This is a genomic window from Streptosporangium sandarakinum (assembly GCF_013409935.1).
In the GTDB taxonomy this organism is placed as follows: domain Bacteria; phylum Actinomycetota; class Actinomycetes; order Streptosporangiales; family Streptosporangiaceae; genus Streptosporangium; species Streptosporangium nondiastaticum.
This window is the reverse complement of sequence record NZ_JACCCO010000003.1, coordinates 560714-576421: the sequence shown is the minus strand read 5'-3', so window position 1 is coordinate 576421 and position 15708 is coordinate 560714. Positions and strand designations below refer to the sequence as shown.

Sequence of the window (15708 nt, the reverse complement as noted above, 5' to 3'; positions counted from 1 at the left end):
AGAGGTCCACCATGGATCTGTCCAGCGTCGCGTGGCGCAAGAGCAGCCGCAGTACCGGAGGGAACTGCGTCGAAGTGGCGATCGTGCCCGGTGACCCGGCTGTGGCGGCCCACAAGGCCCAGGCGGACGAGCTCTACCTCGTCCGTGACTCCAAGGATCCGGACGGCCCGGCCCTGGCCTTCACCCAGGGCGAGTGGGACGCCTTCGTCGGCGGGGTCAAGGACGGCGAGTTCGGCTGACAGATCTCCCCCCGGGGGGCCGGTCCGCCGGCTCCCCGGTCCGGCCGGAGGCTCCCGCCTCCGGCACCGACAACAGGGCCGGGAGCCCCCTCGGGGGCTCCCGGCCCTTCCCGTTCCTCCCCCGCCGGCACCCGACCGTCGTGTAACGTCAGCCGCCCATTCATACGACATAGTGATAAATATCCGGGCCGAAGGTCGGCTGTGGCTTTCCCCGAAGCGGGAAATGACCAACGATGGACGGGGTGAGACGCCACCCATCGTGCTCGTCCCCGGCCGACCGGCCGGCGACGAACCTGGAGTTCCCATGAACCAGCGTTCGGACGACAGCACCCGCGACCGCCAGGCGCGCGGATTGGAGATCATGAGACGGGTCCACGGCGGGGACGACGCCGGAGACGGTTCCGCGGCGGCCGGCGTGGGGCGGGGCGAGGGCTCCGGCGACTTCTTCGGCATGACCGTGGAGCACCTGTTCGGCGAGGTGTGGTCCCGGGAGGGGCTGAGCATGCGCGACCGCAGGCTCCTCCTGCTCGGTCTCCTCGTCGGCCAGGGCATGGACGACCTGGTGGAGATCCAGCTCGACGCGGCGCTGCGGACCGGCGAGCTCACCCCGGACGAGCTCCGCGAGATCGTCATCTTCCTCACCCACTACGCCGGGTGGCCCCGCGGCTCCCGGCTCAACACCCAGGTCGAGGAGCTGATCGCCCGCGTCATGCGCGCGTAGCGGACCGCGCGGCGGCCTGCCGTACGGCCGGCCGCGCGAGACGGCGGAGCCGGGCCGCCCGTGCCCGCGCCGGCCGTACGGGGGGGACGGCCGGGACGGCTCAGAGGTGCTCGACGTTGGACCCCCGGCAGCGGCGGCGCGTGTCGAAGACGAACGGGCTCACCCGCTGGACCTGCTCGTAGTCGAAGCGGTCGTGGTCGGTGAGGACGACCACCGCGTCCGCCTCCGACAGCTCCCGTTCGGTCGCCTCGACCAACTCGATCCCGGGCGGCGCGAGGTGGGCGTCCACGTGGGGGTCGGCGGCCCGCACGTCCGCGCCCAGCTTGACCAGGGACCTGGCCACCTCGATCGCGGGCGACTCGCGGCAGTCCCCGGCGTTGGCCTTGTAGGCCAGGCCGAGCAGGAGCACCCGGCTGCCCCGCAGCGGCCGGCCCTGCCGGTTCAGCGCGAGGATGAGCCGGTGCACGACATGGTCGGGCATGTGGTCGTTGATGTCGTTGGCCAGCTCCACGAATCGGAAGTTGTGCCCCAGGGCGCGCTTGACCTTCCACGACAGGTAGGAGGGGTCGATCGGCAGGCAGTGCCCGCCGACGCCGGGGCCGGGGGTGAAGCGCAGGTAGCCGAACGGCTTGGTGGAGGCGGCGTCGATGGCCTCCCAGACGTCGATCCCGAGTTGCTGCGCGAAGATGGAGAGCTCGTTCACCAGGGCGATGTTGACGTGCCTGAAGGTGTTCTCCAGGAGCTTGCACAGCTCGGCCACCTGGAGCGAGGAGACGCAGACGACGTCCCGCACGATGCGCCCGTAGAACTCGGCGACCTTCCGCAGGGACGCCTGGTCGATCCCGGACACGACCTTCGGGGTGTTCTCCAGGTGCCAGTGCGGGTTGCCGGGATCGATGCGCTCGGGGCTGTAGCCGAGGAAGAAGTCCTCCGGCGTGCACAGTCCCGACCCCTCCTCCAGCAGCGGCCTCAGGTACTCCTCCGTGGTCCCGGGGTAGGTGGTGGACTCCAGGATCACCGTGGCGCCGGGCCGCAGGAGCGGGGCGATCGACTCGCCGGCCGAGCCGATGTGCGCGAGGTCTGGAACTCCCTCGCGCAGGGGCGTCGGCACGGTGATCACACAGACGTCGAAGCCCTCGGCGTCGGCGTAGTCCGTGCTGGCGAGGTAGCGGCCTGAGCGATGGGCCGCCGACAGCGTCTCCTCACTGACGTCCTCGACGTACGACTCGGCGGCGTTCAGTCGCTTGACCCGCCATTCGTCGACGTCGACGCCCACCACGTCGAACCCCGCTTCGACGGCCCGCATCGCCAGCGGCAGCCCTACGTATCCCTGGCCGACAACGACCAGCTTCTCCCCCATATCCGCACCCCCGTCACTTAGAGCGATATACCCCCGACTGTAAGAGTCCGGTGCGCTTGCGATGCCGTTTCGGCCGCGGACTGGGCGTGTCGTTCCCCGGCGGGGTCGTCACGGCGCCGGAGACGCGACGGAAAGACCACCACTCATAACGCATAAGTCGAATAATGAGCGAAATAGCAGGTGAGTAAATTATATTTCATCGACGCGCTAAAAGACGTCTTTTGTGCTTTTCCGAAGACCCGGACGCACCCGCACCGAGGCACAGTCGTCAGCGTACGGCGCGGCGCCCTCCGCCGGCACGGCGTATCCGCGCGTTCTCCCGCACCGCCTGCCGTGGGCGCACCGGACCGCGGACGCGGCGAACGGCACACGAGCCGGGCGGGCGCCGCGAGATCTCACAGCCGGTCTCAGGCCACGGGGCACACCGGACGCCTGACCCGGCACGAAGCCAGCGAGGAGTTGTGTCGTATGTCCGATCCCTATCGCGATGCCGTCGGCCCGCGGACCGAGATGACCCCCGTGCCACAGGATCCGAGGCGCGGGAGGACCCGCCGATGGCTTCCGGCGCGCCCAGGCCGGACGGCCGGCCGCGCCGCGCGGCCCGCGCGGCGGGTCGCCACCGCGCCCGGAGGGAGAGCCGGCCGGTCGAGGGTCCTGCCGCGGAACGGTCCCCGTGCCTGGCTGAGGACGTCCGTCACCGCCGCTCTCGTGCTGGGCGTGGTCGCCGGGACGCAGTGCGACGCGGCGGCGACACCGCCCCTGAGCATCGGCAGCGCCATGCCCTTCGCGGCGCTGGCCGGAACCGCGGTCGTCAACACCAACCTCACCTCGATCACCGGGGACCTCGGGGTGAGCCCGGGTTCGTCGGTGGTCGGCTTCCCCCCGGGCACCGTGTCGGGCACCGTCCACGGCGCCGACGCCGTCGCGGCCCAGGCCAAGGCCGATCTGGTCGCCGCCTACAACAACGCGGCCGGGCGGACGCCCGACGCCACCCTGGCCCCGCAGCTGGGCGGGACGACCGTGAACCCGGGCGTCTACAACTCCACCGACGGGACCTTCGCGATCAACGGCACGCTCACCCTCGACGCGCAGGGCGACCCGGACGCCGTCTTCATCTTCCAGGCGTCCAGCCTCACCACGGCGAACGTCAGCAACGTCAGCCTCCTTCGCGGCGCGCAGGCGAACAACCTCTTCTGGCAGGTCAGCGGCAACGCGACCCTGGGCACGTACTCCACCTTCCGGGGGAACCTCCTGGACCGGAACTCGGTCACGGTGACCGGTGGCGCGGCCGTCTTCGGCCGCGTCTTCGCCCTCAACGGCACGATCAGCACCCAGGGCACCACCAGCCTGCCGGCCACCCGCATCACCGTGCCGAACGACCCGCCGACCACCACGACCCTGTCCTCGTCCCCCAACCCCGTCTGGGTGGACCGGCCGGTCACCTTCACCGCCACGGTGGCGGCGACCAGCGGCACGGTCGTCCCCGCCGGCGAGGTGGTCTTCAAGGACGGCCCGACCATCATCGGCTCGGCCTACCACAGCAGTCTGGCGCCGGCCACGTTCACGACCTCGGGCCTCTCGGCGGGAGACCATCACATCACCGCCGTCTACCTGGGCGGGGACACCTTCGACCACGAGGCCGTGATCCACTTCGCCCCGAGCACGTCGCCCGAACTGATCCAGTCCGTGTCGGACAGCCTGTGGGACAAGAAGGCCACACCGGCGGTCCCGGCCCAGCCCGACTCCCAGGACGTCACGATCGGGGTGAAGTTCAAGCCCGCCACGGACGGCGTCATCACCGGCGTGCGCTTCTACAAGGCGCCGCAGAACAACGGAACCCACTTCGGAAGCCTGTGGACCAGCGGCGGCACCCTGCTCGCGAACGCGACCTTCACCAACGAGACCGCCTCCGGCTGGCAGCAGGTGAACTTCGCCGCACCGGTCCCGGTCACCGCGGGCACCACCTACGTCGCCTCCTACTACACCGGCGGCCGCTACTCGGTGACCAGGCCCTACTTCACCGCGCCGTACACCAACGGCCCGCTCACCGCGCTGGCGGACGGCGCCGAGGGCGGCAACGGCGTGTACACCTACAGTTCGACGAACACCTTCCCGACGAGCACCTTCCAGGCCTCCAACTACTGGGTCGACGTGGTGTTCAGACCGTCGAACAGCCTGTGGGACGCCACGGCCACACCGGCGGTCGCGGCCCAGCCCGACTCCCAGGACGTCTCGGTCGGGGTGAAGTTCAAGCCCGCCACGAACGGCGTCATCACCGGCATCCGCTTCTACAAGGCGCCGCAGAACAACGGAACCCACATCGGGGGCCTGTGGACCAGCGGCGGCACCCTGCTCTCCAGCGCGACCTTCACCAACGAGACCGCCTCCGGCTGGCAGCAGGTGAACCTCCCGGCACCGGTCCCGGTCACCGCCGGCACCACCTACGTCGCCTCCTACCACACCGGCGGCCGCTACTCGCTGAACAGGCCCTACTTCACCGCGCCGTACACCAACGGCCCGCTCACCGCGCTGGCGGACGGCACCGAGGGCGGCAACGGCGTGTACACCTACAGCCCGGCCAACGCCTTCCCGACGAGCACCGTCCAGGCCTCCAACTACTGGGTCGACGTGGTGTTCGAAAGCACCTGACGCCGCACCCGCCGCGGCCGGTCGCGGCGCGGGAGGCGCCTTCCGGCGTCCCCGCGACGCGGCCCCGGGCCTTCCGGCTCCTCACGAAAGTGGAATCCCAAAAGCCATGGAATATCGCTGATACCGGTATAGGCGGCTTGGAGAGCACCGAACGGCAAAAGTAAAAACTGTGTGATCCTTCCCCAGGAAATGGGGTGTGATGTGTGGCGACAGCCCGGTTTGTTGTTCACTGCGGCAGTGAGCCCAACCCAAGTGATGACAGTCCCCTTCAACCGGACGCATATCTCAGAAAACGAGTTCGGCTATCTCGCGGAGGCCGTGCGCGGGGGATCGACCTCCGGAGACGGGCCGTTCACCCGCCGGGCCGCCGACCTCCTGGAGAAGCTGACCGGGTCGGGCCGTGCGCTGCTGACCACCTCCTGCACTCACGCGCTGGAGCTGTCGGCGCTCCTGCTGGACCTGCGGCCCGGTGACGAGGTGATCATGCCGTCGTTCACCTTCGTCTCGACGGCCAACGCCTACGCCCTGCGCGGGGCCGTACCGGTGTTCGTCGACTGCAGGCCCGACACCCTGAACCTCGACGAACGCCTGGTCGAGGCCGCGATCACCGATCGCACGCGGGCCGTGGTGGCCGTCCACTACGCGGGTGTCGGCTGCGCGATGGACGTCATCTGCGGACTCGCGGAACGCCACGGCCTGGCTCTCATCGAGGACAACGCCCACGGGCTGGGCGGGTCCTACCGGGGCCGGCCCCTCGGGTCGTTCGGAAGCATGTCGGCGCAGAGCTTCCACGAGACGAAGAACGTCCAGTGCGGGGAGGGCGGCGCGCTGCTCCTGAACGACGCCGGCCTCGTCGCGCGGGCCGAGATCGTCCGGGAGAAGGGGACGGATCGCAGCCGGTTCTTCCGCGGCCAGGTGGACAGGTACCGGTGGGTCGACATCGGTTCGAGCTATCTGTCGTCCGACGTCCTCGCCGCGCTGCTGACCTCCCAGCTGGAGTCCTTCGAGGAGATCCAGGCCCGGCGGCACTCCGTGTGGCGGAGGTACCACGAGGAGCTGGCGGACTGGGCGGCGGAGAACGGGGTCTCCCAGCCGATGGTCCCGGACGGCTGCGCGCATCCCGCGCACCTGTACTACCTGCTGCTGCCGGGCCTGGACGACCGCCAGGCGTTCATCGCCCACCTTTCGGGCAGGGGGGTGCAGGCGGCGTTCCACTACCAGCCGCTGCACACCGCCCCCGCGGGCGTGCGGTACGGGCGGGTGGCGCCGGGCGGCTGCCCGGTCACCGAGGACGTCGCGGACCGCCTGGTACGGCTGCCGCTGTTCGCCGACCTGGACGAGGCCGGCGTGACCTACGTGATCGACGCCGTCCGGGCCCACCGGGTGGGCTGATCCCCGCTCCCGTCTCCCGACCACCGTTCGGAGTGACCGCCGTATGGTCGAAACCGCAAGTCAGCAAGCCCGCGACGGGACCGCGCGTCCCGGACGGCGGGTTCCGGTCCCCGTGCTCGGGGGACGTCGCGCCGGATACCTGGCGGCCGGCGCGATGACGGCCGTGATCTATCACGTCCTCCTCGGCCTGGGGCTGCTCGCCACCGACGGCGCGGTTCCCTACGTGGTCCTGCTCGTGGCCGGTCACCTGGCCACCTCGTTGATCGTCTATCCCTGGTACAGGCTGGTGGTCTTCCGGACCTCCGGAGGCTCGTGGGTCATCGGTTACCTGCGGTTCTACACGGTGGGGCTGGGTTTCCTGGCGACATCCGTCGCCGGCGTCCTGCTCCTGGTCGAGCTCACCGGCGCACCGGTCCTGGTGGCGCAGGGCCTGATCGTGGTCGTGAGCCCGCCGCTGGGCTACGTCGTCCACCGGACCTGGACCTTCTCCGGCGGCGGGGAGACCCGGCTCTGGAAACGCATCCCGTGCTCTTCGACGGAACGCAGGGCGTCGTCGAGCCGTCTGCCGGAACCGCACGGACATCCGGACGGGCGGACCGTCCTGCGCCCAGGAATCCCTCACGGAAGGACCCAAGGATCATGAAGGCGCTCGTTCTGGCGGGCGGCAAGGGATCGAGGCTGCGTCCGCTGACCTACACCTCGGCGAAGCAGCTGGTCCCCGTCGCCAACAAACCGGTGCTCTACTACGGGCTCGAAGCGATACGGGACGCGGGCATCCACAGCGTCGGCATCGTCGTCGGCGACACGGCTCACGAGATCCGGGAGGCGGTCGGGGACGGCTCGCGGTTCGGCCTCGACGTGACCTACATCCCCCAGGAGGCCCCCCTGGGTCTCGCCCACTGCGTCCTGATCGCCCGGGAGTTCCTCGGCGACGAGCCGTTCGTGATGTATCTGGGGGACAATTTCCTGGTGGACGGCATCGCCGGTCTGGTGGAAGCCTTCCGCGGGTCCGGCAACGACGCCCAGATCCTGCTCACCAGGGTCGCCGAACCGCAGTTCTACGGGGTCGCGGAGCTCGGGCCGGACGGTGAGATCATCGGACTGGAGGAGAAGCCGGAGCACCCGCGCAGCGACCTCGCGATCGTGGGGGTCTACACCTTCTCCCCCGCCGTCCACGAGGCGGTCCGGGCGATCACGCCCTCCGCCCGCGGCGAGCTGGAGATCACGGACGCGATCAAGTGGCTCATGGACAACGGCGGCCGCGTCCGCTCGCACTTCGTCAGCGGATACTGGAAGGACATCGGGCGTCTGCAGGACATGCTGGAGTGCAACCGCATCGTCCTGGAGGCGATCGAGCCGAACGTCCGGGGAACCGTGGACGGGTTCTCGGAGATATCGGGACGCGTCCTCATCGAGCCGGGGGCGCTGGTGGAGAACTCGGTGATCCGGGGGCCCGCGGTCGTCGGGGCCGACAGCAAGATCAGCAGCTCGTACATCGGCCCCTACACCTCGATCGGCGCGAGGTGCGTGCTGGAGAACGCCGACGTGCAGTACAGCATAGTTCTGGAGGACTCCGCCATCAGAGGCGTCCCGGGGCTCACCTACTCCCTGATCGGCCGGAACGTCGAGGTCAGCCGGGCCAGGGGGGTTCCCAACACACATCAGCTCATGGTCGGCGACCACAGCAGAATCCAGGTGCGGGCATGAAGATCCTCGTTACGGGCGGCGCCGGGTTCATCGGCTCCCACTACGTGCGCTCGCTGCTGTCCGGTGAATACCCCGGCTACGAGAACGTCCAGGTGACGGTACTGGACAAGCTCACGTACGCGGGCAACCCGGCGAATCTGCGCCCGGTCGCCGAACATCCGCGCTTCACGTTCGTCAGGGGGGACATCACCGACGTCGGGCTGCTCGCCGACGTGGTGCCCGGCCACCACGTGATCGTCAACTTCGCGGCCGAGACGCACGTCGACCGCTCGATAACCGGCCCCGAGGACTTCGTGGTCACCAACGTCCACGGCACGCAGCGGCTCCTGCAGGCGGCGCTCGACACCGGCGTGCGCACGGTCGTCCAGGTCTCCACCGACGAGGTGTACGGGTCCATCGCCGAGGGGTCCTGGACCGAGTCCGAGCCCGTGCTGCCCAACTCCCCCTACGCGGCCTCGAAGGCGGGAGCCGACCTGCTGTGCCGCGCCTACCACCGGACCTACGGGCTCGACGTACGGGTGACCCGCTGTTGCAACAACTACGGCCCCCACCAGTACCCGGAGAAGCTCATCCCGCTCTTCGTCACCAACCTGATCGACGGGCGGCGGGTGCCCCTGTACGGCGACGGCCGGAACGTCCGTGAATGGCTGCACGTCGACGACCACTGCCGGGGCATCCAGCTCGTGCTGGACAAGGGTTCGGGCGGCGAGATCTACAACATCGGCGGCGGCGCCGAGCTGACCAACCGCGAGCTCACGGAGCGCCTGCTGACCGCCTTCGGCGTGGGCTGGGAGATGGTCGAGCCGGTGCCGGACAGGCTCGGGCACGACCGGCGCTACGCCCTGGACAGCGGCAAGATCGAGCAGATCGGCTACGCGCCCCTCGTCGGCTTCGACGAGGGACTCGCCCGGACCGTGCGGTGGTACCGCGACCACCAGGAGTGGTGGCGCCCGCTGAAGAGGGCCGGCTGACGGCCGCCGGGCGCCGTGGCCCGCCGGGCACCCCCGGCGGCCCCGGCGCCCCGGCCACGCCTCCCGGGTCCGCCGCGCCCCGGGTACCCAGGCTCGCCTGACAAGGCCGCGGCTACCTGTCGTGTGTACGGTTCCCGGAAAGGTGTGGGCCATGGAGGCCACTCAGATTCGCCGCACGGTCGAGGTGGAGGACCGGCACTGGTGGTATCGTGAGCGACGCGCCATCCTCGCGCGCGAGCTCCGTGAACTCCGCCGGTTCGGCGTGCCCGGCAGGGCGCTCGACATCGGCGCGGCCGGGGGCGGCAACACCCGCGTGCTCGTCGGGCACGGGTGGGACGCGCTGGCCGCGGACTACTCGGAGACCGCGGTGGAGCTGGCCCGCGCGCGCGGCCTGCAGGCGGTCCACGCCGACGCCCGGGATCTGCCGCTGCCCGACACGCGGTTCGATCTCGTCCTGGCGTTCGACGTGCTGGAGCACATCAGGGAGGACCGTGAGGCCGTCCGCGAGATCGTGCGCGTGCTCCGGCCGGGAGGGACCGCGCTGGTCACGGTTCCGTGCGACATGGCCCTGTGGTCGGCGCACGACGTCGCCTCCTCCCACGTCCGCCGGTACACCCGGGAGGGCCTGAACGCCCTGCTGACCGGGGAGGGCCTGGTCATCGACCGTCTGTGGAGCTGGAACGTCCTGCTGAGACCGGTCGTCGCCTGGCGCAGGAAGCGCCTCACCGGATCCGACGTCACGGAGATGCCGCACCTGGTCAACATGGGTCTCGGCGCCATCGTCATGGCCGAGAGGTACCTGCCGGTCAAGTCGCTTCCCGGGGTCTCCCTCATCGCGAGGGCGCACCGTCCCGGGCCGGCCGCGGGGCACCCGTCCCGCTGACGTCTCCCCGGCCGGCTCCGCGTCACCGGGTGCCGCCGCGCGGCGGCACCCGGTGACGCGGAGCCCCCGGGCTCACCGGGCCGGGCGCAGCACCGAGTAGAGGGCCTGGTCGTGCCAGCGGCCGTCCCGCCACTGGGCGCGGCGCAGGATTCCCTCGCACTCGAAGCCCGCCTTCTCCAGAGCGCGCCGCTCGCCGTGGTTGGCGACGTCGGTGAACGCCTGGACGCGCTCGGCCCGGGTGTGGGCGAACAGGTAGTCCACGAGCTGGCCCTGGGCCCGGGTGCCGACCCCCTTGCCGCGGAAGCCGGAGAAGACGCAGATGCCCAGCGCCCAGCACCAGCAGGTGGCGTCGGGCCCCCAGCTCGTCATCCACCACACCACCCAGCCGGCCGGGTCGCCGTTGACGTCGATGGTGAGGCGCCCGGAGCCGGGGGCGAGGAATCCGTTCTCGGCGAACTCCCGGCGCAGCGCGTGCGGGGAACGGTGCCCGTACCACTGGAACTCGCCCCTGAGCTCCGGGGTGGCCCGTTCCGTTTCGAAGGCGTCCAGGTCCTCCTCGCGGACCGGCCGCAACATGATCTCCATGACCTTCCTCTCAGGGATGAGCCGGTGCCCGCCGTGGCGCGCCCGGCGGAGTGGTCTTCAGGTGCTCGGCGGCCTTCGGCCCGGTGTTGAGGATGAGGTCGAGGACGCTCACCCGGTGGTCGAACGGCGGATGGAGCTGCGGGTACTCGGGATAGCCCGAGTAGTCGAACCACCGGACGCCGATTCCCGCTCTCCGGAAGAGGTCCTCGTCGAGGTAGGCCCGCGCGGCCGGGCCGGTGACGTACTCGGTGGCGCCCGCCTTGCGGCACAGGTCGACGAGGCGCTCCGTCTTCGTCCCCGCCGCGCGGTAGTCGGCGGAGGGGCGCAGTTCGGTCCCGATGCCGAGGATCGAGCAGATCCCCTCGAGGAAGTGCCGGTTCACCTCGGACAACCGGTCGCTTCCGCATTCGAGGTAGAGCCTTTCCAGGGCCGGTGCGGACTCGTCGAAGCAGGGGGCCCTCCGGTAGGTCTGCGTGAGGATCCGCCAGTGCGCGATGTTCCAGCCCGGGTCGGCGACCGTCATCTCGCTGATCAGCCGGCTGCGGGGGCCGCTCCGGAGCGGGATCGAGAGCCACCTGGGGCCCGTCGCCGTCTTTATGCGGTTACGGTTGCGCCAGTCCCTGTCGGTGTACTGCACATCGTCGAGAAGGATGAACTCGTCGACGCCGGCGATCAGATCGAAGTACCCCTTCCACGGGATGTAGTTCGACTGCACTATCGCGACGCGTTTCACGCGCTCCACTCCTCCTGCCGGTTCGGGTGCCGCGTTCGTCCCCGCCGGGGTCACCGGGCGGGTCCCAGCGTCCGTGAATGCCGGCCCCCGGGCGGACTGAGGTGCCCCCCGTCGGCGTCGGAGGTCATCGACAGGCCGGGGCCGTGACTTTCGGACCGTTCGCGGATGATGTACGTCGGGCGTCCCATCCGCTCCGCGTGGATCCGGCCGAGGTACTCCCCGATCACGCCGAGGGCGACCATCTGGGCGGAGGCGAACAGCGAGATCATGGTCGCCGTCGAGGTGAACCCCTTGACCGTGGTGTCCCCGCACCAGTAGCTCCAGAGGAAGACCGCGAGGAGGACGGTGCCGAGCGCCCCCGTCAGCAGCCCGCAGTAGGTGACCAGGCGGAGCGGGATGCTGCTGTAGGCGACCAGGACACCGATCGCGTGCCGGACGAGCATCGGGACGGTGTAGTTGGAGTGTCCGACGGACCGGTGCTCCATGTTCACCCGGACGGTCCCGATCCGGGTGGTCGCCCACGAGAACGCGATGTCGATCTGGGTGTACGGTCCCGTGACCCCGTCCAGCGCCTCCCGGAGAAAGCTGCGGAAGGCGCGGAAGGAGCAGATGTCCCCGCTGTTCTCCCCGCCGAACCGCCCGGAGAGCCCGATCTTGAGGGATCTGGAGGCGAGGTCGCGCAGTAGTCCGTGGGTCCCGGAGCGCGGGACCGCGTAGACGAGGTCGAGGTCGGGCCGGAGGGCCGCCAGGAGCCGGGGAACCTCCTCCGGCGGATGCTGGAGATCGTCGTCCATGGTCACCACGACGTCGTAACGGACGCAGCGGATACCGGCGACAAGGGCGTTGTGCTGCCCGTAATTCCGGGCCAGCAGCAGCGCACGGACCGTTTCGTGCCGGTCGGCGAGCTCTTGGGCCGCTTCCCACGTGTCGTCCGGCGAGCCGTCGACGACGAGCACCACCTCGAACGCGGAGGCCACGTCCGGCAGAACGGCGAGGAGGCGGCCGACCAGTGCCGGAAGCGTCTGCGCCGATCGATAACACGGGATCACGACGGATACGCGGGTCATGGCAGCAGTCTCACGAATAACGGACCCATTCACCGGGAGCGCAGGTTCGGATTTACCCTATATTGGCGAAGCCCGGGACGAATCCGAGTTGTTTCACATCACCGGAAAGACGAGCCGGGGGCCACGGCGAACCGTGCTCTTCCGCTGATCGCCGCTCCAGAGGAATTTCACGTCAGATGTCCGTCGAATATGGGAATCGCCGCTTCTACCAGTAATACCGGTCAGAGGGTGATCTCGTTATTTTTCGCTTACCGGCCTCACCGGTGAAGGCCCATCCAGGTACGCGAGCGGGGGTTGCACATGCGGGACGACGAGAAGAGACGCGGTGCGAGACGGCGGCGAGCGGTTCCGATCGCCGTACTGATCCTCGGCGTCTGCGTCGCGGTCGCGGTCGGCCTGCCCCAGGCCGTCTGGGCGCAGTCCCGCACCCCGGGCGCCGACCGGAGCGCCGACCGGTTCGCGGCGCGGGCCGACTGCCCCCCGACCTCCGAGATCTGCCTGGAGAACAGCCTCCCCGGCAACCCCTACAGCGAGTGGAACGTGCCCGGGGCCGGCAGCAGCCACATCCAGGGCTACCCGGTCCAGATGAGCGTCAACAAGGGGGAGACCGCGCAGTTCAAGGTGAGCACCCCCGCGACCGCCTACCGCATGGACATCTACCGCGTCGGATACTACGGCGGCATGGGGGCGCGGAAGATCACCACGATCAGGCCGTCCGTGCCGCTGCCCCAGCAGCAGCCGGCCTGCCTGAGCGACGCGGCGACCGGACTGATCGACTGCGGCAACTGGAGCGTGTCCGCCTCCTGGGCGGTGCCGGGTGACGCCGTCTCCGGGGTCTACCTCGCCAACATGGTCAGGGAGGACGGGGTGAGCGGCGTCAGCCAGCTCATATTCGTCGTCCGGGACGACTCGGGCGGCTCGGACCTGCTGGTCCAGACCGCCGACGCGACCTGGCAGGCGTACAACACCTACGGCGGGAACAGCCTGTACGTGGGCAGTCCCGCCGGACGCGCCTTCAAGGTCAGCTACAACCGCCCGGTCATCACCCGCGCGAAGTGGCCGGAGACCTACTTCTTCGACTCCGAGTACCCGATGGTGCGGTGGCTTGAGGCCAACGGCTACGACGTGAGCTACACCTCCAGCATCGACACCGCCTCACGGGGCGCGGAGCTGCTGGAGCACAAGGTGTTCTTCGCCATGGGCCACGCCGAGTACTGGTCCAACGAGATGCGGGACAACGTGCAGAACGCCCGGGACGCGGGCGTCAACCTCGCCTTCTTCACCGGAAACGACATCTTCTGGAAGACGAGGTGGGAGAACAGCATCGACAGCGCCGGCGTCCCGTTCCGCACGCTCGTCTGCTACAAGGAGACGCTGGCCAACGCCAAGATCGACCCGAGCCCCCAGTGGACCGGCACGTGGCGGGACCCCCGTTTCTCCCCGCCCTCGAACGGCGGCAGACCGGAGAACGCCGTCACCGGCACCCTGTACCGGGTCAACGGCAACGTCAGCGACTCGATAGTCGTCCCGGCGGAGTACGGCCCCATGCGCCTCTGGCGCAACACGTCGATCGCGACCCTCCAGCCCGGCGAGCAGGCGGTCTTCCCCGCCGGAACGCTGGGGTACGAGTGGAACGAGACACCGGAGGACGCGTTCACCCCGCAGGGGCCGGTGAAGCTCTCCGAGACGACGCTGGCCTACCCCACCCAGATACTGCTCGACTTCGGCGGCACGTACGGCGCCGGAGTGGCCACGCACCACCTGACGCTCTACAGGGTCACGAGCGGCGCGCTCGTCTTCGGCGCGGGGACCGTCCAGTGGTCGTGGGGCCTGGACGCCAACCACGACCGGGGGGCCGGAACCCCCACGGACATCCGGATGCAGCAGGCGACGGTCAACCTCCTCGCCGACATGCGGGTCCAGCCGGCGTCCCTCCAGGCGGGCCTGGTCCCGGCGACCCCGTCGACGGACGTCACCCCCCCGACGTCGGTCATCACCTCCCCGTCGAGCGGCGCCTCGGTGGCGGGGCAGACGCCCGTCTCGATCCAGGGGACCGCGGTCGACGCCGGAGGCGGCGTCGTGGCGGGCGTCGAGGTCTCGGTCGACGGCGGCGGCACGTGGCAGCAGGCGACGGGCCGCGCGAACTGGAGGTTCGACTGGACGGCCGGCGCCCCCGGCCCGGTGACGATCCTGTCCCGGGCGGTCGACGACATCGGCAACGTGCAGAAGACCCCGACCGTCCTGAACGTCACCGTCAACGCGGGGTGCCCCTGCACCATCTGGCCGCCGGACGCCACGCCCGCCGAAGCCTCGAAGAACGACCCCAGCGGAATCGAGGTCGGGGTCAGGTTCCGCTCGGCGAGCGAGGGCTTCATCACGGGGATCAGGTTCTACAAGGGCCCGGCCAACACCGGAACGCACATCGGCAACCTCTGGACCAATACGGGGACGCTCCTGGCGACCGCGACGTTCACCGACGAGACGGCGGGCGGCTGGCAGCAGGTGACCTTCTCGACGCCCGTCCCGGTGCGCGCCGACACCACCTACGTCGCCTCCTACTTCGCGCCCGCGGGGAACTACGCGGTGACGAGGGACTACTTCAACAAGGCCTACTCGAACGGCCTGCTCACCGCGCTCGCGAACGGCACGGACGGCGGTAACGGCCTGTACACCTACAGCAAGGTGAGCACCTTCCCGACCAGCACCTACAGGGCGACCAACGCGTGGGTCGACGTGGTGTTCACGGCGTCGAGCAGCCTCTGGGACGACACGGCTCTGCCGGCCGTCCCGACCCAGCCCGACTCCAAGGCGGTCGCCCTCGGCCTGAAATTCCAGGCGTCGGTGCCGGGCTTCATCAGGGGGATCAGGTTCTACAAGGGCCCGCAGAACACCGGGGCCCACACCGGAAGCCTGTGGACCCTCGACGGCCAGCTGCTCGGGAGCGTCACCTTCACCGGCGAGACCGCGTCCGGATGGCAGCGGGCGATCTTCCCCACGCCCATCCCGATCAACGCGAGCACCACCTATGTGATCTCCTACCACACGACGTCGGGGTACTACTCGGTCACGAGACCGTACTTCACCGCGCAGTACTCGCGCGGCCGGCTCACCGCCCTCGCCGACGGCGCGGCCGGAGGAAACGGCGTGTACACCTACAGCGGGACGAACGTCTTCCCGACCAGCACCTACAAGGCCGCCAACTACTGGGTCGACGTGCTCTTCGACGGCACCCAGACCCCGGCCGCCGCCGCGGCGGCGGCCGCGGCCCCGCGCCGGGGTTCCGCCCCGGACGCCGCGGGGCCGTCCGCGGCGGGCGCCGACGGCTCCCGTGACGCCGCGCCGGACAGAAGCCGGCCCTCTCCGCGGGAGGCCGGCGGACCGGCCGCCCGCCTCGCGTGACC

The 15708-nt window shown here is 70.0% G+C and carries 13 protein-coding genes; 9 read left to right on the top strand and 4 right to left on the bottom strand.

The window, feature by feature from the left end; genetic code table 11:
- The first annotated feature begins 11 nt into the window (after positions 1–11).
- Together HDA43_RS29010 and HDA43_RS29005 are read left to right on the top strand one after the other, a co-directional pair.
- Entirely contained in the window at positions 12–239 is a 228-nt protein-coding gene (locus tag HDA43_RS29010; RefSeq protein WP_179828771.1) for a DUF397 domain-containing protein, read from the top strand.
- Positions 240–543: 304 nt separating this feature from the next.
- Positions 544–960, top strand: a complete 417-nt coding sequence (locus tag HDA43_RS29005; protein WP_179827294.1) for a carboxymuconolactone decarboxylase family protein — start codon at positions 544–546, stop codon at positions 958–960.
- 100 nt (positions 961–1060) lie between these two features.
- On the opposite strand, the gene HDA43_RS29000 is transcribed toward HDA43_RS29005, so the two are convergent.
- Positions 1061–2320 carry a nucleotide sugar dehydrogenase gene (locus tag HDA43_RS29000; protein ID WP_179827293.1) on the bottom strand — a complete coding sequence of 420 codons (1260 nt, stop codon included), beginning with the start codon at positions 2318–2320 and terminating at the stop codon, positions 1061–1063.
- Positions 2321–3028: 708 nt separating this feature from the next.
- Here HDA43_RS29000 and HDA43_RS28995 point away from each other — a divergent pair.
- The 6 genes from HDA43_RS28995 to HDA43_RS28970 all read left to right on the top strand — a co-directional run bounded on the left by HDA43_RS28995 (position 3029) and on the right by HDA43_RS28970 (position 9922).
- The gene (locus tag HDA43_RS28995; protein WP_179827288.1) at positions 3029–4969 is read left to right on the top strand and encodes a DUF4082 domain-containing protein; all 1941 of its coding nucleotides are present in this window, start codon (positions 3029–3031) and stop codon (positions 4967–4969) included.
- A gap of 255 nt (positions 4970–5224) precedes the next feature.
- Positions 5225–6361 (top strand): dTDP-4-amino-4,6-dideoxygalactose transaminase, encoded by a 1137-nt coding sequence (rffA, locus tag HDA43_RS28990; protein ID WP_179827286.1) that lies wholly within the window; start codon positions 5225–5227, stop codon positions 6359–6361.
- Between the two features lie 43 nt (positions 6362–6404).
- On the top strand, positions 6405–7004 hold the full coding sequence (locus HDA43_RS28985; protein ID WP_281395614.1) for a GtrA family protein: 600 nt from the start codon (positions 6405–6407) through the stop codon (positions 7002–7004).
- Complete coding sequence (locus tag HDA43_RS28980) at positions 7001–8068, top strand: glucose-1-phosphate thymidylyltransferase (RefSeq protein WP_179827282.1); 1068 nt, start codon at positions 7001–7003, stop codon at positions 8066–8068. Before HDA43_RS28985 ends, HDA43_RS28980 begins: the two co-directional genes overlap by 4 nt.
- The gene (gene rfbB / locus HDA43_RS28975; RefSeq protein ID WP_179827280.1) at positions 8065–9039 is read left to right on the top strand and encodes a dTDP-glucose 4,6-dehydratase; all 975 of its coding nucleotides are present in this window, start codon (positions 8065–8067) and stop codon (positions 9037–9039) included. Before HDA43_RS28980 ends, rfbB begins: the two co-directional genes overlap by 4 nt.
- Positions 9040–9190: 151 nt before the next feature.
- Positions 9191–9922 (top strand): class I SAM-dependent methyltransferase, encoded by a 732-nt coding sequence (locus HDA43_RS28970; RefSeq protein WP_179827278.1) that lies wholly within the window; start codon positions 9191–9193, stop codon positions 9920–9922.
- A gap of 72 nt (positions 9923–9994) precedes the next feature.
- On the opposite strand, the gene HDA43_RS28965 is transcribed toward HDA43_RS28970, so the two are convergent.
- The 3 genes from HDA43_RS28965 to HDA43_RS28955 are packed head-to-tail and all read right to left on the bottom strand — an operon-like array spanning position 9995 to position 12307.
- On the bottom strand, positions 9995–10507 hold the full coding sequence (locus tag HDA43_RS28965) for a GNAT family N-acetyltransferase (protein WP_179827276.1): 513 nt from the start codon (positions 10505–10507) through the stop codon (positions 9995–9997).
- A gap of 10 nt (positions 10508–10517) precedes the next feature.
- Positions 10518–11240 (bottom strand): WbqC family protein, encoded by a 723-nt coding sequence (locus HDA43_RS28960; protein WP_179827274.1) that lies wholly within the window; start codon positions 11238–11240, stop codon positions 10518–10520.
- A 50-nt stretch (positions 11241–11290) separates the two neighbouring features.
- On the bottom strand, positions 11291–12307 hold the full coding sequence (locus HDA43_RS28955) for a glycosyltransferase family 2 protein (RefSeq protein WP_179827272.1): 1017 nt from the start codon (positions 12305–12307) through the stop codon (positions 11291–11293).
- Positions 12308–12607: 300 nt separating this feature from the next.
- Between HDA43_RS28955 and HDA43_RS28950 the strand changes: the two genes are divergently transcribed.
- Positions 12608–15706, top strand: a complete 3099-nt coding sequence (locus tag HDA43_RS28950; RefSeq protein WP_179827271.1) for a DUF4082 domain-containing protein — start codon at positions 12608–12610, stop codon at positions 15704–15706.
- Positions 15707–15708 lie beyond the last annotated feature (2 nt).